This window comes from Trueperaceae bacterium (assembly GCA_036381595.1).
In the GTDB taxonomy this organism is placed as follows: domain Bacteria; phylum Deinococcota; class Deinococci; order Deinococcales; family Trueperaceae; genus DASVCN01.
The window spans coordinates 1-18901 of the sequence record DASVCN010000036.1 but is presented as its reverse complement, the minus strand read 5'-3'; the positions used below and the strand labels follow the sequence as shown (position 1 = coordinate 18901).

The window sequence follows — 18901 nt, the reverse complement described above, 5'->3', positions numbered from 1 at the left end:
TTCAGCAACTTGGTAATACTCCCCCTATACTTCCTGTCGAGTTCGATCTTCCCGCTAGATCCGGCTCTTACCCGAACCCAGACTGCGGTCCATTATCCGGACTGGCTCATCTTTCTGGTTACCTGGAATCCGATTACCTATGCGGTCGATGCGCTGCGAGGTATATTCATCGGCTTCAATCAGTTCCAACCGTTGCTTGGCCCGGTTGTGATGGCCGTCCTGGCTGTCATCCTCTACGTCGTCGCCTGGCTCGATTTCCGGAAGGCCTGAGAGAACTTGACTAGTGAGAGCGCCGGGACGGCTCTGCGTCTTGGTTTAGTCATCGGCTTGGTCGTGCTGGCGTCTTTCCTGCCGCCAGATACCTCGCTTCAGCAGGTACGGGAGGCCGGCGTCCTACGAGTGTGCGTGCCCACCTCCTATCCCCCGCTGGTTACGGGCGACGCCCGAAATCCTGGACTCGATGTCGATTTGGTCAAGGCAGTTGCCAAGGAGTTGGGCGTCGATGCCTACATGGCCGTCAACCCAGCCATGGGTACATCGTTCGATCCGAGGAAATGGAACGTTACTCGCTCCCAATGCCAGTTGCTGGCGGGCGGCACTGTCGATACTGCGACAACTCGTTCATTCTTGGAGGTCACCCCTTCTTACCTGGTCACCGGCTGGATGTTGATCACCCCAGAGGGCCGTGGCTTGGGCGAGCTGACGAGAGTCGGAGTCTATTTCAGCAACGTGAACTTCGATCGGTTGGAACTGAGTCAATTTCTGGGGGAGGAGGGCATCGCGGCCGTTCCGCTCGGTTCGGTACGGGAAGCAACTGCGGCACTGGAAGCCGGCGAGGTTGACGGCCTGCTCATGGAGGCGCTAACCGCGACCCGTGTAGCCGACCTCTACTCCTGGAACCTCGAGTGGGCCTCCGAGAGGTTGACGAGCTATCCTCTGGTGCTCGGTATGTGGAAAGGGGATGTGACCCTGAAACGAGCTGTGGTTGGCGCAATGCGGGATCTGGAAGTGAGCGGTAGGTTGGATGACCTGCGCGAACGCTATGGTGTAGCAGAGATCGGTGTAACTAAGGTTGAACAAAGTCGTTGGGGGGAAGACGGTATCCGTTAAGCAATGCTCGTGCGATGGGCTGAACGGGGCACCTAGCGCGAGTCAGGTCACGCCCCATTGGGCGTGAGCGGCGTTGTCTCTCAGCATTGCGGTCCGCACTTGTACACACTAGATTCGCCTTGTTGGCGCCTCGCTTCTATGGTAATTTTCCTTACGAACCAAGGTTCAGATCGGGGCGGCAGTCGCCAGCTGCCTTGAGTTTGCCCTTGCAAAAGAAAGGGAAAGGGAAGATTGATGTCCAGGCTCTCAATGTTCGCTCTCGTGGTACTGGTGCTCTCGCTGCCGGTCACCGGCTTGGCGCAGGAAAGCGCCAGCACCGACGAAAACTCGAATTCGGCAGGCGGCATCTACACTGAGGATCAGGCCAAGCGAGGTCAGCAGGCCTACTTCCAGAGTTGCGCTTCGTGTCACGGCATACGACTCAACGGGGGGATGGGACCAGCGCTCACTGGGGATCCGTTCATGTCGCGTTGGGGCCCCAAAAGGGTGCAGGAACTGTTCGATTTCGTCCAAGAGAACATGCCTCTTGGCCTCGCCGGAACTTTGAGCGACCAGGCCTACGCCGATATCGTTGCGTTCATCCTGTCCAACAATGGGCATCCTGCGGGGAGCACTGAACTGACGGCCGAATCTGAAGCGCTGGGCAGTACGAGGGTCGATCCCGACGCCGAGTGAAGCCGCGCTCCAGGGCTGAATTCTTTGCCATTCAATTGGTGGACGAGAGGAGGCCCCACTGGAGAAGCTGAGGCGTCTGAGATGCGGCGCAGGTCCGGTAGATATTTGAATACAGTTGTGCGGTTTTCCCTCCCGAAGGAGCTGTCGTGAACGTCATGAAGAAATCGATAGTAGCAGTCATTCTCGCCCTTTTCCTGGGTGCTTGCTTTGCTCAGTTGGAACCCTGGCAATCTATCACCGAAGAGTTCCTCACGAACCCACCCGCGAGCGCTTGGCCGTCCAAGCGCCGTACCCCCAACTCCTGGGGCTACAGCCCTCTGGACCAGATCAATACGGAGAACGTCTCCGACCTGGAACTCGCCTGGTCGATCGATACCGGCGTTGCCGGCCAGGTCGAATGGACGCCAGTAGTAGCCAATGGCCGCATGTTCCTACAGGCTGGCGCTACTCGCATAATGGCCATGGACGCGGCGACCGGCGACCTGCTATGGACCTACGAATACGAAATGCTGCCCGCCGAGGAACGGGCGGAACTTGGCGTTGGCGGTTCGAGCACTTCCCGCGGCTTGACCCTCTTCCAAGATATGGTGATCGGCCACTTCGGCGACAGCCATATCGTTGCCGTCGACGCCGAAACCGGCCAGGAAGTGTGGAAGACCTTTACGGATGGTGGTGGTTACACCTCCCCCGGCATCATCGCCGACGGCGTCCTCATCTCTGGTAATAGCGCCAAAGGATACGACCGCGCGTTCGTGACGGGTACCGATCCCGAGTCCGGCGAGGTGCTGTGGAAGACATACATGATCCCTGGGCCAGGTGAGCCCGGCTATGAGACCTGGGAGGTCGAAGGTACCGCCGAAGTCGGACACGCCTCGGCCTGGATGACTCCGAGCTACGATCCCGAACTGAACCTCGTCTACGTCGGCACTGGCAACCCCGACCCGTATACTCCTCAGTCGAGGCCGGGTGACAACCTCTACACGGGGAGCATTCTGGCGCTCGATCCCCAAACGGGTGAAATCGTCTGGTACCACCAAGTGATGCCTAACGACTCCTGGGACCTCGGCTCAGTCATGGAGACGATCCTAGTTGATCTCGAGATCGATGGCGAAACGGTGCCTGCACTCCTTCACACCAACAAGGGCGGCTTCCTGAACATCCTCAACCGTGAAACCGGTGAGTACATCGACCACACTTTCGTGGTCTACCAGAACGTGATCGAGTCGGTGGACCCCGAGACCGGTCGCCCCACCTATAACGAAGAGGTTATTCCTCACCCGGGAGAGCGGGTCATCGCCTGTCCCTCCACCCGTGGAGGTACCGACTGGCCGGCTCGCGCCTACAGCCCGGAAACCAATCTCTACTACCTCAGTGGCAACCACGTTTGTATGGATGTCGAAGGGTTCGCTTGGAGCGACGGTATGCCCATGCGAAACATCGATGATATCCGTGTCGTCGCTGAAGGTTACGAGGATCGAATCGGCGAACTCTTCGCCTTCCATGCTGATACGCTCGAGCCTGCCTGGAGCGTTGAGTTCGAACTCCCGACGACCGCCATTCCCCTGCCTACCGCTGGTGGCTTGGTCTTCGCCGGTCACACCGACAGATTCTTCCGTGCTTACGACGCAGAAACCGGTGAGGAGCTGTGGGGCGCGCGACTGACCGGGCCGATCGAAGGCCACCCGATCAGCTACGCCGTTGACGGCACGCAATACGTCGCTGTTCCTGCAGGCTGCTGCTCACTCGTGGGTAGCGCCATGCTCCGTGACTTCGCGCCCGAGGCGCTCGGTCCCGCCGGCACGGGCAGCATCTTCGTCTTCAAGCTCGACAACGACTGAACGCTTAACACCTAGCCTCGTTTGGGATGCGGGAGATATCACCCGCATCCCAAAGTCCTATTGAGGTGAATTCTTTTGAGATGCCCTATTTTCCTCTTCTTGATGGCGTTCTTAGCGCCCGCCCCCGCATTGGCACAGATCGGGCTTCCTGCCGGCGTACCGGTCGATATGTACCGTGGAGAGTTGATCCACGATTCCTCCACGATTCGCTTCTGCCTCGATACTAGAGAGCCTGAGTGGGAGCTGCACCGTGACATCGGCACAGCTATCGCAGACGCGCTGCTTCTTGATGTCGAGTTCTTCGAATTCGGTTACGACTACGCGGATGCCGCGCGGCAGTTTCAAGGTGTCCCCGAGAACCTGCTTTTCATATTCCTGGGAGACGAGTGTGAGGCGTTTCTAGGAACCCGGATGAGTGATATCTCTGTTCACCCTGACTGGGTGATAGTGTCCAGGCCTTACCTCGTAACGGGTCATGTTCTCGCAAGCTCATCGCCGGAAGCACTTGAGCCTGCGAACGTGCTCGACAATCCGGATGGACCCAAGGTCGGAATGGCTGTGGGCAGTCCGATGAACGCTTCCATATCCTTCTACTTCCCGGACACCAACAGACGTGTCTACAGGCAAGAGGAGCAGCTCCTGGATGGCCTGTTGCGTGGAGAGGTTCAAGCCGGTTTCTTCTACGAGCCCCGCTTGAACGCCCTGACCGGCGGCGATCCTGCTTCTGTCGGGCTAGAGACGAGAGTCTTTGCCCAGGTACCTGCGACGAATTGGCAGGTAGGGATGAGTCTGAACGAGGATCGCGTATACATCAGGACTCTTATCGACCAGGCGATCGCCTCGCTGATTGCCAACGGAACGATCGCCGAAATCCTGGCTCGACATGGTCTGGACGACTCCCTACTCACGGCGCCTGCGGCGAGGTAAGCGGCGCAGGCAGATAAAGGCTAGAGTTGACCGAGCGGGTGAGATGCGATGAGCGCTGGCTCAGTTCACAGTTCTGGAACATCCGATGGTTTCGATCTGCTTGTGGCAAGACTCGAAAGCGTCAGGAAGAGCCACCTAAAGACAAGGCTACGTACCGACCTGCTCTGGGTTCTGTGCTCGGCCATCTGGTCTTTTTCGGCGTTGGTGTTGTCGCAGTGGGCCGCCAGACCCTCGCTCCCTCCTTACGCCGCCATAAGTGCGATCACCGGGTCGAGCGTTGTGGCCGGGTCCGGAATCGTCCTTGCGGTAGGAAGGTACCTGCTCGCAAGACCCTCTCTAGAACGGTATGCCCGGCGGATCGACGAGATCAATGGCCTGCCGGAGACGATCAGCACGGCCCACGAACTCGGCGCGACCGACTCTACGCGAAACAGCGCAGGCGCTGCCCTCACCTTCGGTCTCCAACCGAGCGACGAAAACCGGCCTAGTCTCGCTCTTGTTAGCACGATCGGGGAGGCGCTCCGATCCACGTCTCGCCTGGATCGCTCCATCTTCGCCGTGCCCGTGCGGACTGCCGCCCTAGGGCTGGTTTTCGGCGCAGGGACTCTTCTGCTCGCCCTACTTCCGTTGGTGGTGGTTTTTCCCGAACCTACGCCGGCGATCGATTCGGACCTCTTCGTCTCCGTGATAACCGAGGCCGTGGCATCCCTCGAAGAGTTGATGCCGCAGGTCGAGGAGAGAGAGTACGCTGCGGCGATCGCCCGTGAGTTGGAGCGCCTTGCCGTCGACTTGGAAGGCGTCGAGTTGGTGCCGGTCGAGGCCCAGGAGCATCTCAGGCAGCTGATGCTACACGCCAATGCTGCCTTAGCCGATAGTCCGGTGGCCCGGCAGGGGTTCGCAGAGAACATGGCGGCGGCGACAGCTTTGCTTGCTCGCCAAACATCCTCACCGTCTTCCCCCCTCGAAGCTCGAGAGAGTGCATCGGAACCAACCGACTCGCGGGCAAGCTACGAAGATCGTGGCATGAACGGCGAAGAGGTAAGCGCGGTCGGCGGCCACGATTCTGCCCTCTCCGAGGCCAAGGGCAGAGGCGGCAGGGAACTCATGTATGCGCGAGAGGTGCTGGAGTACGATCCTTCGAGGTCGGAGTACAACCAGGTAGTTCCCGAGATCGCGGAGCTGCGCGAGACCTTGGAGCGAATGCAGGCGCAGTATGTTATGCCGATCGGCGAGGCTGAAGGGGAGCAGGCAGGTGTCTTCGCGAATGACGAGGTCGCCGCCGATGGCCACTTGCTGGCCGGGCAGGATGGAGAGGAGTTCCTACTGCCGGCTGCTCAGGAAGCCTCTCGCACCATTCGTGTTCGCGCGCCTGTCGCGGAGAACCTCACTGCCTCCGAGTACGCGCGGCCCGCGATCGGCGAGTGGCGCCGTCTGACGGAGAACGTGATATTGCCCGAGCGAATACCCCACGAGTATCGCGAGGTCGTAAGCCGATACTTCGCCAGAATCCCGGCCGAGGACCGCAAGTGAAATTCGAGCGCGAGAGCGGCAGGCAGCGGTCCTAGACCCGCCAGGAAGGTTCTTCATAGCGTGGAAATCGACCCAAACATGAAGCTTGATTCGATAGTCGAGAGCACCCCCGGCCAGGTCCAGGATCTCCTTTCAAGACTGTCGATGGCGAGAGGGGCAGTCGCCGGCCGAATAGTGGGGCAGGAGGGGGTCCTCGATGAGGTGCTGGTCGGGATCCTCGCCGATGGGCATGTCCTGTTGGAAGGTTCACCGGGGCTGGGCAAGACTCTTCTGGTGAAGTCCCTGGCAGAGGTGTTAGGTCTGCAATTCTCCCGGATCCAGTTCACGCCCGACCTGATGCCGGCCGACATTACCGGCACCGTCGTCCTCTCCTACGACGAGACCGGGCGTCCCCGCACAGCTTTCCAACCAGGTCCGATCTTCGCCGAGCTCGTCTTGGCCGACGAGATCAACAGGGCTACGCCAAAAACCCAGTCGGCGTTGCTGGAAGCGATGCAGGAACGCACGGCCACAGTGGCGGGAAAGACGCATCTCCTTCCCAGGCCTTGCCTGGTATTGGCGACCCAGAACCCGATCGAGATGGACGGGACCTACGATCTGCCCGAGGCACAGATCGACCGTTTCCTGCTCAAGGTCGTGGTTCCCTTCCCCACGAGGGCGATACTCGACGAGATCCTCGCGGCGCAAGACGACTACGACACGCCGCTTCAGGCCGTGATGGGGTCCAGCGACCTATTGCAACTCCAGGCCCTCACCCGCTCGGTCGTCGTGGCCAGTCATGTTCGGCAGGCAGCTGTCGACATCGTGATGAAGTCTCAGACGGGAGGTCGAGCCGAACTAGCGCGCTTCCTACGGCACGGCGTCAGCCCCCGGGGGGCGCAGTCGCTGTTGAAGGCAGCACGGGCCCTTGCGCTGATCAACGGTCGGATGCATGTCGGCTTCGACGACCTGAAGCGCGTCCTCGGCCCGGCGCTTCGTCATCGCCTGATCCTCAACTTCGAGGGGCAGGCGCAGGGTATCTCGGTGGAGGAGCTGGTCGAGTCCACTTTCGAAGAGGTAGTGGCGAAGTCGCGAAGGTGATGGACCTACCTTTGTCGATCCTGCAGCAGCTCAGAAGGTCGCGCTTCCTGTACGGCCCGCCGTCCCATTTTGGCCCCGGCCACCGACGTTCCCGGCAAGCAGGCGAAGGTATGGAGTTCGAGGAATATCGGTCGTACCAACCCGGCGATGATTTCAGCAGGGTAGATACGGCAGCGTTTCTTCGTACCGGACAGCACCAGGTGAAGAGGTACGCGGTCGAGCGCTCGGCTGACATCGTCGTATTCCTCGACATGAGCGCTTCGATGGCCACGGGCACACCGCTCAAGCTGCTACTGGCCCGCCAGATCACTGCCAGCATTGGATATGTAGCTCTGGCGGGCGGGGATCGGGTACGAATCTGCGTAGGTGGGCCGGGGCAGGAGTGGTCCCATCGGCTGCAAGGCGTGGCCCGGTTCGGGGAGCTCGTCAACTGGTTGGCGCGACGGGAGCGCGTGGGAGGCGGAGTCGAGGCTGAGCAGCTCGAAAGGATGTTCAACGGCCTGCCTCCGGGTCGGGGTCTGATCTTCCTGGTAAGCGACTGCCTCATCGCGGGGATCCAGGAAACTCTGCTGCGCCTCCGTATAGCCGGACGCGATGTCGTCGTGCACCAGGTGTTGTCCCCGGAGGAGTTGGATCCGGGATTGCTCGGGCAGGGCCCCATCGATCTGCTGGACAGTGAGACCGGCGATCGCGTCGAATGCGACCTGGGTGAGGAGAATTCGGCACGTTATCGGGCGGAGCTCGAGTCGTGGAACAAGGGCATCGAACGATCGCTACTCGGGGCTGCGCGCTACTTCCAGACTCGAAGCGACTCCCCATTGGAAGATGTCGTGCTCGGAACCTGGCGCGCCCGAGGTCTGATAGCTTGACCTTCAATGACCCCATCTGGCTCTCGCTGCTGGCGCTGGTGCCGCTGGTTCTAGGCATGCACCTGCGGCGCCGGCGCCCAGTTCGAGTTTCCAGCGTGCTCCTGTGGAAGCGACTTTCGGATCTGTCGGCAAGGAAGGGACGCCGCGGTCGATTGCAGCCCTCCTGGCCTCTGCTTCTGCAGGTCCTGACGCTGATACTCATCGCGCTTGCGATGTCTGGGCCAACCTTGGGGTCCCCTCCTCCCAGCGGGCACGCCCTCATCGTGATCGACACCTCGGCCAGCATGCTTGCGACGCTCGAAGACGGCACCCGCTTCGATAGGGCGCGCTCACGACTGTTGGCCTACCTCCATCGCGGGCTGCGAGCAGGCTCGCTTGAGCGGGTCACCTTGCTGGCAACCGCTCCCCCGCGTTTTCTCGTAAAGGCCGCTGATTCGGTCGCACTGGCTATCGACGAGGTGGAGCGCCTCGAGGCGCAAGCACAAGCAAGCGACTGGACGTCAGTCGGCAAACTCGTCTCGAGGCTCGCTGCCGAAGATGACGCCTTGAGCGTGACCGTCATCGGCGATGAAGTCCCGGCCTGGGGGATCGAGGAGTTCTCCTTCCTCCCGGTCCGCGGCGACAACGTCAACCTGGCGCTGGACGAAGTATCAGTGGAGCACGTCGAAGGTAACGAGTGGCTAGTTGCGGGGACCGTCAGGCAATATCCGGCGGACGCCACTAGGAGCGCTCCAGCGGATACGCTTGATCGGTCGGGCTCCGACCATCCCACCGATTTGTTACTCGAGTTCCAACCGTCTGGTTCGGATTCGGCCATCCGCTGGCGCGAGATTCCGCTGGAATTCGACGCTGCTGGCACCGCCCATTTCCATGCCAGGCTGGAGTTGCCTGACGGCGGCTACTTGAGGGTCAGCTTGCCTCGCGATGGGCTCGAGCTCGACAACGTCCACCACGTAGTCGTTCATCCGGAGGGCGTTCCTTTCAGGATCCTCGCGGTCGGCGATGTGGACGCTTCACTCCTGCGCGCTCTGGAGATCCTGCCCGGAGCCCAGGTAGCGATCAGAAGTGATCTGCCTGTCGATTCCGCAACTTACGACCTCGTTGTCGCTGGTAATGGACTCGAGCGTCATCCGGGGACAAACACCCTGTGGCTCCCAATAGCCGAAGGCGCTACGACGATTCCTACGCCCGAAGTCGCCTCGATAAACGAACGACATCCGGCATCGCGCGACCTGGATCTGGCGACCCTGCGGATCGACGCGGCGCAGGCGATGGAGCCCCTTCCTGGCGCCACCACTTTACTGGGTGGCGGCGATTTCCCTTTGATACAGGTGCGGCACTCGGCTACCGGCACCGATCTGTTCATGGCATTCCGCCCTGATGACAGCAATTGGCCGGATCTGGCGAGTTTCCCGGTCTTCATCGCCTCACTCGCGAAGCTCATCGTTCCCGAGGCGGGCGAGTTCGTCCAGGAAGGCTGCCTCGCCGGCGGGAGCTGCCGGCTCGACCCCAGGGTGGTGGCGGGTGAGTGGCAACTGTCAGGGCCGGACGGCGAGGCACGAGCGTTCCCGAACGCCGGACTCCCGTGGGTTCCGTCCGAAGCCCTCGGCACTCGGTCGCTCGCTACCCCCGGCCTGTACCGCACGAACGGGAGGGTGAGTCCCGTCAACTTCGCGGCCCCCTCCGAGTCTTCGGCGTTCGGACCGCTAGAAGGCCGGTGGACCGGGGGCAAGAGCGAGGAGATGCTGAGCAAGGGGCTCTTCGCCGCTGCACTCCTACTGTTGGTCGCCGAACTTCTCGCGGCGGCCCGTCTTGGTCATCTGGCAATACCTCACCGAGGAGGCCGGCTCGAAGGCTCCACTCTGCTCCAGCTCCTGATCCGTGCGGTCGTCGTGTGCCTGCTCCTGATGGCCGTATTCCAGGTGCCGTTGGCGCTGCCACTGCGCCCGGCGGATCGGATTCTCCTCGTCGAAAGCGGTGAGCAGTTGACCGGTCCTGCGGCTCTTGCAAGGGCAAAGGCGCTAACACAGGCCGCGGAAGAGGGCTGGCTGGTAGTCGATGGCGGCCCGCACCCGTCGGATGCTGTGGACGATGCACTGGCTCTCGTTCCCGGTGCGGATGTCTCTCCCGACGTCCTCCTGGTCACCAGTGGAAACAGCGAGTCGAACGATTTGGTGACAGATACGGGCATGCTATCGAGGCAGGCTGGAGCTCGGGTTTCCTTCCTGCCGCTACCGGTCCCGCAGGCTGGCGAAGTCGAGGTGAGCAGTGTGACTTCGTGGCAGGCCGCACAAGCGGGACGCCCATTCGAACTCCATTTCATTCTTCACGCCTTCGGGCCGGTCCACTCGACTTACCGGCTCCTGAGGGATGGGCAGATTGTGCAGGAAGGGGCCGTAGACCTCGCCAGTGGGGATCACCGACTGGTATTCGAGCGCACCGAAGCAAGAGGAGGCAGTCGGGTCTACGAGTTGGAGTTAGAGACCTTGGGGGATGATCTGACCGGCAATAACGCGGCTGGAGCGGTAGTGAGCGTGAGCGAGGGACCGAGGGTGGGTATCTTCGCCGCAGATTCCTTGGCCGGCCAGCGCTTCCGCGACGCCATCTCACTGCACGGAATAGAGGCAGAGGTCCTCACGACCGATCAGTTTCCGCACTACCTCGACAGCGATTCCCTTCGTGGCTGGCGTGATTACGACGTAGTCGTACTCATGAACGTGCCCGCACTCGAACTGAGTTCGGAGCAACAGGAGCAGATGACCCAATGGGTCCGTGACCATGGCGGTGGCCTCCTCGTGCTTAGTGGGCCCAACACATTCGGGCCTGGCGGCTACTACTCGACCAAGCTCGAGGAACTCCTGCCCCTGTCGACCAAGGTTCCCCAAGAGAAGGCTGCCGTCGCGATCGCCTTCGTCGTAGATCGATCCGGGAGCATGCGGCAACTGGTCGACAACGTACAGCGGCTCGAGATCGCCAAGGCCGCCACGATGGAAGCGATCGGACTGCTTGACCAGGAGAGCCTGGTGACTGTCGTCGCATTCGATGCCGATGCCCGTACGGTAGTGCCGTTGCAGAATCCGACGAATAGGACGGCGATCGACCGCGCCCTGGCGGAACTGACCCCGGGCGGCGGCACATCGATATATCCGGGCCTGGAACGGGCATTCACAGAGCTGATGAAGGCCGATCCAGGGATGAGCCGGCACATAGTGCTCATGACAGATGGATTGTCCCAACCGGGAGAGTTCGAGTCGCTGGTAGCTGAGATCCGTTCCGCCGGGATCACGGTCAGCACGGCTGCCATAGGCGCCAGCGCCGATGGCACGCTGGTGCAGGACATCGCTCGCTGGGGTAACGGGTCATCGCACGTGACCGACGACTTCAACGCCCTGCCGAGCATCCTCGCGCAAGAAGCGCTGCTCCTCTCTGACGATCCGGTGCAGCGGGACGCCTTCCTGCCCTCCGTGGGTATCGGCACAGAATTCACCAGGAACGTCTCCTTGCCTGGCTTGCACGGTTTCGTCATGACAACGGAACGCCCCGAAGCCACGGTGCACTACTACGCATCCGATGAAGCGCCCCTTCTTGCCTCATGGCGTTACGGATTGGGCCGCGTAGCTGCCTTTACGTCACAGGGAGCGGGTCCATGGGTCGAACCGTGGATGAAGCTCGAGTCGTTCCCCGTACTCTGGGTACAGCTCATTCGCTGGCTCATGCCTCCGGACTCACCGCCTAACGGTTTGAGCGTGCACCAGCTAGGTGACAAACTGCGGATAGAGGTCTTCGGACAATCCGAATCTAGGATTGCGTCGGTAGAGGGGCCTGGCGGGCGGCGGGTGGAAGTCGAACTGGAGAGAGCCTCGATGGGTCGGCAGGCGGCCACCATCTCCACCTGGGGAAGGGGCACGTACAGAGTGACGGCTGTAGGGTCCGACCAGGACTCGAGCTATATGGCTCACAGCTTCTACGTCTCCTACCCCACAGCTTTCGACTTCTCGGGGCGAGACTTCGAAGAGTTCTTGTGGTTGGCGTCGATCACAGGCGGTTCGATGGTTGAAGAGCTTCCTGCGGCAGGTAAGCCGAAGGTTCTGTGGCTCCCCGTAAGTGCATGGCCCCTTTGGGGAGTGCTGGCTGGTCTTCTCCTCTTGACCGAGCTTGCCATGCGCTATCTGAGCCAGGCACTGCCGGCCGGATTTCGCGGCCGCGTCGTTTCAGCTGCCGAAGCTCCGCGGGTAACTTCTTGACTAGGCGAACGAAGCTGCTGATATGAAGCTGGTCAGAGCGAGCCTGAGGGGATCCAGTACCCTACCAACGGCACCGGAGAGTATCAAGGCGAGGAGGCATAGGGTTACCAGTACGTGGTGGCGGCGCGCCCAGTTCGAAAGTGGCCGAGAAATTGCCGGCATCAGGAGACCGCCAGTTAGGGGCAGCAAGGGAAACCAGTTGAGAGCGATGAAACCAGCAGCAATCTCCGAATAGATCCGCGCGAACGCCGTGACCGTTGCTGCCGTAGAACCAGGAAAAATGGCGCCCAGGCTCCAGAGAGCGTTCGCTAGCAGCAAGGTAACCAGGAGTGTTGCCAGCAACGATCCAAGAGCGAGAAAGAGGCGTTTACGCGGGCTCATCCCGTCGACCTCAACCGGTCTGCCCCAACCGTAGGAGAACAGTATCAGGGCCATGGCTCCGAGCACGTCCAAATGCTGGAAGGGATTGATCGTAAGCCGGCCCTCGTATTGCGGGCGCTTGTTTCCCAGGGCTCGAGCGATGAGAACAAGTGCAATACCGTGGACGAGCGAGAGCAGGAGAACTCCGCCAGCGCGCAGCAGCAGTTGCTGAAAGCTCAGATCCAGCAAGGAGGCATCATTGTCCCTTCTCGCTCATGTCCCCGTTCGGACGGAGTCTCTCGAGGCAGGCACCAGTTCTAAGTCCAACTCCCCGCAGCATCCGACTGACGGTAACACCGGACACCAGGTCGGAGCCCACTTCCGATCCGACATCATCCACGCAGCACGATCGATCAGGCTGGACTCTTCGCCAGTCCGCCTTTCGCCCCTTCACCCCTCAGCACCCGCACGCATTCGCGGGAGAGCTCCCAAACCCGGCTGTCCTCGGCGCTTCGGGGCCTGGGCAGCTCCTGCTTGATGTCGAGCACCTCGATGATCCTCCCCGGACCAGGACTCATGATGAGCACCCGGTCGGAGAGGTAAACCGCTTCCAACGGGTTGTGGGTCACGAAGACCACGGTAGGCTGCTGCTCCATCCAGAGACTCAGCAGTTCGTCACGCATCTGAGTTGCGGTGAGTTCGTCCAGGGCGCTCAGAGGCTCATCCATGAAGAGCACTTCTGGTCGCACGATGAGGGCGCGAGCGAGAGAGACCCTCTGTTGCATGCCCACGGACAGCTGAGCTGGATACAGGTTGGAAGAGCCTGAAAGGCCGACCCTCGCGAGCCACTCGTCGATAGCGTCGTCCGCCGACCCGTTCCTGGTGCCTCGCAGTACGAACCGAAGATTGTCGCGCACAGTGCGCCACGGCAGGAGCCTCGATTCCTGGAACATGTAACTGAACCTGGGCCGGGTTCCGGGTTCACTGCTGCCGTTCGTGAACTCGATCCGACCGCGATACTCCGGCTCCAGCCCGCTGAGGATGTTGAGAAGGGTGGTCTTGCCACAGCCGGACGGGCCGAGCAAAGAGATGAACTCGCCGTCGGCGATATCTAGGTCGACTCCGCCGAGTGCTAGCCTCTGCGCGCCTCCCGGCAGCCTGAACGTCTTGCGGATGTCGCGTGCCCGGATGCCGGCCACGCGTCAGGCTCCGCTCGCGGGTCGGCGCCAACGGAAGGCGCTTCGCTGAATCGCACCGAACACGACCACGTCGATGATGGCGAGGATCACCATCATGGTGACCCCGTAAGCGAGGATCCCTTTCATGTTGAACATCTGGAAGTAGAAGGAAATCTGGTACCCTACGCCGCTCGTCCGGCCCAGCAGTTCGGCGAGAACCACCATCTTCCAAGCCAGGGAAAGACTCGCACGGGAGGTGCCGATGACGTACGGCATCAGTTGCGGGAGGATCACGTGGCGCCAAAGCGCCGGTTTCGAGCGCCGGTAGGCCACGGCCATCTCGATCAGTTTGCCGTCGAGTGCGCGAGTCCCTTCGCGGATCTGAACGACGACGGTGGGCAGTACCGTCACCACCAGGGCGGCGATCGCTGCGCTGTCGCTGAGACCCAGCAGCAGGTAGGCCATGACGAAGAGGATTATCCGAGGGATGGTGAGACCGGCAACGAGCCAGCCCTCCAGGAGATCGTCGATGCGCTTCGACAAGCCCATGGCCGCACCGATGCCGATTCCCAACAGGAGCGCGACGGTGAAGGCGATGAGTACCCGCTGGACGGTAGCCCACAGGTGCATCAGCAAAACGCCGCGTTCGAGTTCGTGAAGGATGAACTCGAAGGTCGCTACGGGGCCTGGCATCAGGTCCGTGTCCATCAGCGCCGCTGCGATCAGCCAGGCGACCAGGATCGAGAGATAGGAGAGCCCCCGGAGGATGGCACCTCTGGCCTGCCTGCCCATCACCGGTCCGCGGCCGGCGGCGACCTTCGTACGGCTGATCTCTCGTCCTGTCACGTGGTTAGCCTACTGGCTCCCAAGATAACTTTCGCCGGGCCCGCCCGTGGGCGGGTCCGGCGACAATGACTATGTCAGTTCGGCCGGTGCAGGCGACCTTGTTCAGCCCTCGGGAGCGAACTCGGTCGTGAAGGCCTCAGGATCGATTCGTTCCACGCCCACCACTTCGGGCCCGGCTACCTCCACCAAGCGGTCGACGAGCTCGACGAGCTGGTCGATCATCTCCTGGTTCCATTCCTCAGGCAGTCCTGCCTCCCAGCGCTTGCGAACCTCGGGGAAGAGCGACGGGTCGGGGAGGCTGTAGAGCTCGTTGTCCAGGATCGATTGCCAGATGCCATCATCGTTCTGCATCCTGTCGGTCGTCGCGATGAGGGCCTCGATGAACCTCCGAACGGCTTCGTCCTCGACTCCATCCCGGGCCACGACGACCAGGATAGGCAGGTCGCTCCTCATGCCGAGCTGGTCGAGCATCTCGGTCACCATCATCAGATCGCGGAACTCACCGGTAGCGGTCATGCGGGCCACGAAGTGCCAGTACGGAATACCAGCATCGATCTCGCCGGATTCGAGCAGCCCGGCCATGAGCCAGGGGGCCGCCTGCAACGTCTCGCCGTCCTCTTGCGGGTCGAAGCCGTACTCGCTGGTCGTGAGCGCCCGCAGGATAAGAAGACTCTTGTCGTCGAGACTCGAGGCGGCGATCGTCTTGCCTTCGAGGTCCGGTATCGAGGTTATCTCGCTGTCGACGGGGACGACGACTCCGCCAGTAGCCTTGCTGTACGGGTAGACCGCCTTGACCGGAATACCGTTGTTGCGCAGCGTCACCGCGCCGATGATGTCGTCGACGACCACATCTGCCTCGCCGGCACGTAGCGCGAGTTCCGCCGCCTGCTTGCTGGCGTAGGTGGTCGGTTCCAGCTCGAGGCAGTACTCCTCGGCCGTCCCGAAGTAATCCATCGCGTGGACCACCCATGAGAAGGTGCCGGTCGCCTGCATGCCTGGGCGAACGGTGAATACCTCTTCGCACTCGCCGGCCTGGGCGGCGGCCGTACCGGCGAAGAGCAGAGCGAGGGTCAGCAACAGGGCGTGAATGGGCTTCATCTTTCTATCTCCTTCCCCTAGTTAGTGCTGTGGCCGTTTCGGCCAAACTATCACGCCTGCCACCTCTCTCCGGTTCAGAACGAGAACCGAACGGACAAACTTGCGAACCTGCTGCTGGATTGCTCTTCTAGGTACACCTCTAGGGGGCAGAGCAATCGACAAAGCGGTACTCGTCGAAGCCGTACGGGCAATGTTGGATAGTTGCTCGGCCAGTCGGAGCAGTGACGTAGACTTCGCCTAACGTCTTCCCCTGCTTGGTAGGAAGGAGCCGCGGTGGCCCGCCATTCGATAGACCTGAACGCAGACGCCGGCGAGTCGTACGGGCCTTGGCCGATGGGACGTGACGAGGAACTTTTCCCGCTCGTCACGTCGGTGAACCTCGCCTGCGGCTTCCACGCCGGCGATCCGCTCACGATCCAGCGCTCGGTACGCCTGGCTTACGAGCACGGGACGGCGGTGGGCGCGCATCCGGGATTCCCCGACCGGGTCGGCTTCGGGCGGCGCGAGATGAAGACGAGCGCCGAAGAGGCGCACGCCGATGTGCTGTACCAGCTCGGAGCTCTCTCTGCCTTCGCCGAGCTCCATCACGTCAAGCCACACGGGGCCCTCTACATGCAGATGGGCCGGGACGAAGGCTTGTGCCGGGCGGTTGCCGCCGCTGTCAAGGCGTTCGCCGAGGAGTTGCCGCTCGTAGTCCTGGCCGGGAGCAGTATGGAGGCGTGGGCGAGGGCAGAGGGAGTGCGGACCGTCGCCGAGGCCTTCCCCGACCGCGGTTATCTCGCGAGCGGACTGCTCGCGTCACGGGCGTTGCCCGGTTCGCTCATCCGGAGTCCGGAGGCGGCGGCTGCTCGCGCCCTCGCCATGACCCGCGGGGAACCGTTCGAGACCCTCGACGGCGCACGAGTGAGGCTCGAGGCCGAGACGCTCTGCATCCACGGCGACAACCCCGAGGCGGTGGAGATCGCCAGGGCCGTGCGGGAAGCGTTGGAGGAGGCGGGGGTCGAGGTTGCCGCTTTCTGAGGGTGGGCCGGTGCGGCCCGCTGGGCTCTACGTCCGCTTCGGTTCCCGGATCGACGAAGAGAGCAACGAAAGGGTTCACGCGCTCATGCGTGGCCTCCTTACCAGGCCGCTCGAAGGCGTCACCGACCTCGTACCCGGCTACGCCTCCCTCTACGTCGAATTCGACGCGACGAGACGCTCCAAGGCAGAGGTGATGCGCTGGATCGACGCCTCCGGCGAGCAGTCCGCCCAAGCGGGGCGGCCGGGCGAGAGGGGGGTTGTCGAGATACCGGTCGTATACGACGGAGAGGATCTGGCGAGGGTGGCCTCGGCCTTGGGTTCCACCACCCTCGAGCTCGCTCGACACCATTCAGAGCCGACCTATCGGGTCTATGCCTGCGGCTTCCTGCCTGGATTCCCGTTCATGGGCGAGGTTCCCGAGCAGATCAGATCGCCCCGTCACCCGAACCCTCGCAAGCGCGTGCCTGCCCACTCGCTGGCTATGGCCGGCAACCAGACCGGGATCTACCCGCTCGACTCACCCGGCGGCTGGCAACTCCTGGGTCGCAGCCTGGTGGCGATCTACGATCCCAACCGTGAGCAGCCGTTCCTGCTCGAGCCCGGCCATCGGGTGCGCTTCGTCGCCAGGAAAGGCGGGACCTCGCCCGCCGAACCCGAACCGCTCCGCCTGCTCCCCCGGGAACCGGCCAGACCGGTGCTCGAGGTGCGCGAACCCGGCCTGCTCGACCTCGTCCTCGACGGGGGCCGGCAGATGGTCGGCCGCTTCGGCCTTTCCCGCAGCGGCCCGCTCGATCCAGCATCGGCCGCCTTGGCCAATGCCCTGCTGGGCAATCCCCGAACAGCACCCCTGCTCGAGCTCAATCTGCACGGGCCGGTACTGGAGTGCCTGGAGCCGGTGGTCGTGGCCTTCGCCGGCTATGGGCTGCTGCCCGCCGTAGACGGGAGGGTACTCGAGCCGTTCGCGAGCTTCGCACTCGCTCGGGGGGAACTGCTCTCGTTCGAGTCGGACCCGGCGGGTCGCGGTTGCCGGGCTTACCTCGCCGTTGCCGGGGGGATCGAGTCGGAGACGTTCGCGGGTAGCGCATCGGTGGACTTGCGAGGATTGATCGGGAGGCCCTTGCGAGAGGGTGACCTGCTGGGTCGGGCCTCGACGAGGCAGGTGAAGCCTGGTCGTTCGTTCGTCCCCCACCGGGGTTCGGGGCGGCGGTTGCGGTTGCTCCCTGGTCCCCAGGCCTCGGCCGAAGCCGGGCGGGAGCTAGTGCAGGCCCAGTTCACCGTGGCCGAGGGCGACCGGGTCGGGCTGAGGCTCGACGGCGCACAGGTGCCGGGGGGCGAGATCCTCTCCGAAGCGGTTCCAGTGGGAGCTCTGCAAGTGCCTCCCGGCGGGCGGCCGATACTGCTGCTCAACGACCGCGGAAGCCTCGGCGGTTACGACAAGCCTGCCCTGCTCCATCCCGAAGACCTGCCGCTGGCTGGACAGCTCCGGCCCGGCGACCGGGTGCGTTTCGAGTTGGTGGATGGTGAGTGGGTCAGCTGAGGAGCGACTCGATCTAGTGGCCCGGTCGATCCGCCAACCAATCGCGCAGGCGCCCTACGGTTGTACGCACCAGCTCTCCCCCTGTACTGCTCAGTGCCGGCTCCACCCGTTCGGCAACCGCGACGTAGAGCTCGAGGCCTGCTCTCACCTGCTTTGCAAGTGAAACGTCATCAATACCGAACGATCTGTCGATGAGGCGCGCCATCCCTTCATCCTTCAGGGCGTCGTGTTATTGGACCAGGAAGGTGTTGTCGCCGGAGAGGAGGATACCGTGCCGCACCAGGAGGACGCGGGCCAGGCCCCATAAGAGGCCGAAGCGAGCGTTGAGCAGGCGGCCGGGGTCATCGCGCCTCAGCCCCTCTACCCCCTTGTGCACCTCCTCGACCCAGCCGACCATCCGCGCGAGGATCCAGACGTTGGCCTTGCGTCGCATCCCCTCATCCCATACGAACGCCTTCGCTCGAGAGCGGGTCTCCTCGTAGCGCCCGCTGGGGTCGGAGAGTACTTCCGCGTTCCGTACTCCCTCGATCACCTCGACTGCTCGCTCGGGCCGGGCGAACCACGACTCCACATCCTCGGGGTGTACCGA

Annotated in this window: 17 protein-coding genes; 11 read left to right on the top strand and 6 right to left on the bottom strand. The window is 62.5% G+C overall.

All coding sequences use genetic code 11. The features are described 5' to 3' along the window. The 9 genes from VF168_12855 to VF168_12815 form a co-directional block, all read left to right on the top strand. On the top strand, positions 1–270 hold a 270-nt coding region (locus tag VF168_12855), incomplete at its 5' end, for a hypothetical protein (GenBank protein ID HEX7005068.1). Between the two features lie 6 nt (positions 271–276). Continuing rightward, positions 277–1110 carry a transporter substrate-binding domain-containing protein gene (locus VF168_12850; GenBank protein HEX7005067.1) on the top strand — a complete coding sequence of 278 codons (834 nt, stop codon included), beginning with the start codon at positions 277–279 and terminating at the stop codon, positions 1108–1110. A 234-nt stretch (positions 1111–1344) separates the two neighbouring features. Next, complete coding sequence (locus VF168_12845) at positions 1345–1785, top strand: cytochrome c (GenBank protein HEX7005066.1); 441 nt, start codon at positions 1345–1347, stop codon at positions 1783–1785. A gap of 155 nt (positions 1786–1940) precedes the next feature. Beyond that, positions 1941–3623 (top strand): PQQ-binding-like beta-propeller repeat protein, encoded by a 1683-nt coding sequence (locus VF168_12840; protein ID HEX7005065.1) that lies wholly within the window; start codon positions 1941–1943, stop codon positions 3621–3623. 183 nt (positions 3624–3806) lie between these two features. Beyond that, complete coding sequence (locus VF168_12835) at positions 3807–4550, top strand: transporter substrate-binding domain-containing protein (GenBank protein ID HEX7005064.1); 744 nt, start codon at positions 3807–3809, stop codon at positions 4548–4550. Positions 4551–5180: 630 nt separating this feature from the next. Then, a complete protein-coding gene (locus tag VF168_12830) occupies positions 5181–6080 on the top strand; it encodes a hypothetical protein (GenBank protein ID HEX7005063.1) in 900 nt (299 codons plus the stop codon). A 78-nt stretch (positions 6081–6158) separates the two neighbouring features. Beyond that, the gene (locus VF168_12825; GenBank protein HEX7005062.1) at positions 6159–7160 is read left to right on the top strand and encodes an AAA family ATPase; all 1002 of its coding nucleotides are present in this window, start codon (positions 6159–6161) and stop codon (positions 7158–7160) included. 110 nt (positions 7161–7270) lie between these two features. Continuing rightward, positions 7271–8029: a DUF58 domain-containing protein gene (locus tag VF168_12820; protein ID HEX7005061.1), complete on the top strand. Its 759-nt coding sequence runs from the start codon at positions 7271–7273 to the stop codon at positions 8027–8029. Further along, the gene (locus VF168_12815) at positions 8026–12273 is read left to right on the top strand and encodes a VWA domain-containing protein (GenBank protein HEX7005060.1); all 4248 of its coding nucleotides are present in this window, start codon (positions 8026–8028) and stop codon (positions 12271–12273) included. The genes VF168_12820 and VF168_12815 overlap by 4 nt, the downstream gene beginning before the upstream one ends. Here VF168_12815 and VF168_12810 read toward each other — a convergent pair whose 3' ends face one another. The 4 genes from VF168_12810 to VF168_12795 all read right to left on the bottom strand — a co-directional run bounded on the left by VF168_12810 (position 12274) and on the right by VF168_12795 (position 15755). Further along, entirely contained in the window at positions 12274–12882 is a 609-nt protein-coding gene (locus VF168_12810; protein HEX7005059.1) for a hypothetical protein, read from the bottom strand. It abuts the gene before it with no gap. A gap of 164 nt (positions 12883–13046) precedes the next feature. Then, positions 13047–13832 (bottom strand): ABC transporter ATP-binding protein, encoded by a 786-nt coding sequence (locus tag VF168_12805; GenBank protein ID HEX7005058.1) that lies wholly within the window; start codon positions 13830–13832, stop codon positions 13047–13049. Between the two features lie 3 nt (positions 13833–13835). Next, positions 13836–14657 carry an ABC transporter permease subunit gene (locus tag VF168_12800; protein HEX7005057.1) on the bottom strand — a complete coding sequence of 274 codons (822 nt, stop codon included), beginning with the start codon at positions 14655–14657 and terminating at the stop codon, positions 13836–13838. A 102-nt stretch (positions 14658–14759) separates the two neighbouring features. Then, positions 14760–15755, bottom strand: coding sequence for an ABC transporter substrate-binding protein (locus VF168_12795; protein HEX7005056.1), 996 nt, complete (start codon positions 15753–15755; stop codon positions 14760–14762). Positions 15756–16028: 273 nt separating this feature from the next. Between VF168_12795 and VF168_12790 the strand changes: the two genes are divergently transcribed. Both VF168_12790 and pxpB read left to right on the top strand, forming a co-directional pair. Further along, entirely contained in the window at positions 16029–16775 is a 747-nt protein-coding gene (locus VF168_12790) for a 5-oxoprolinase subunit PxpA (GenBank protein HEX7005055.1), read from the top strand. Between the two features lie 10 nt (positions 16776–16785). Next, positions 16786–18312 carry a 5-oxoprolinase subunit PxpB gene (pxpB, locus tag VF168_12785; GenBank protein ID HEX7005054.1) on the top strand — a complete coding sequence of 509 codons (1527 nt, stop codon included), beginning with the start codon at positions 16786–16788 and terminating at the stop codon, positions 18310–18312. Positions 18313–18325: 13 nt separating this feature from the next. On the opposite strand, the gene VF168_12780 is transcribed toward pxpB, so the two are convergent. Then, positions 18326–18517 carry a hypothetical protein gene (locus tag VF168_12780; GenBank protein HEX7005053.1) on the bottom strand — a complete coding sequence of 64 codons (192 nt, stop codon included), beginning with the start codon at positions 18515–18517 and terminating at the stop codon, positions 18326–18328. A gap of 24 nt (positions 18518–18541) precedes the next feature. Continuing rightward, a partial coding sequence (locus tag VF168_12775) for a hypothetical protein (protein ID HEX7005052.1) occupies positions 18542–18901 on the bottom strand: 360 nt, incomplete at its 5' end.

Excerpts from the sequence above, each read along its gene's own strand:
- VF168_12845 (HEX7005066.1), top strand. The coding sequence starts at position 1,345 with ATGTCCAGGCTCTCAATGTTCGCTCTCGTGGTACTGGTGCTCTCGCTG.
- VF168_12840 (HEX7005065.1), top strand. The coding sequence starts at position 1,941 with ATGAAGAAATCGATAGTAGCAGTCATTCTCGCCCTTTTCCTGGGTGCT.
- VF168_12825 (HEX7005062.1), top strand. The coding sequence starts at position 6,159 with ATGAAGCTTGATTCGATAGTCGAGAGCACCCCCGGCCAGGTCCAGGAT.
- VF168_12820 (HEX7005061.1), top strand. The coding sequence starts at position 7,271 with ATGGAGTTCGAGGAATATCGGTCGTACCAACCCGGCGATGATTTCAGC.
- VF168_12795 (HEX7005056.1), bottom strand. The coding sequence starts at position 15,755 with ATGAAGCCCATTCACGCCCTGTTGCTGACCCTCGCTCTGCTCTTCGCC.
- VF168_12780 (HEX7005053.1), bottom strand. The coding sequence starts at position 18,517 with ATGGCGCGCCTCATCGACAGATCGTTCGGTATTGATGACGTTTCACTT.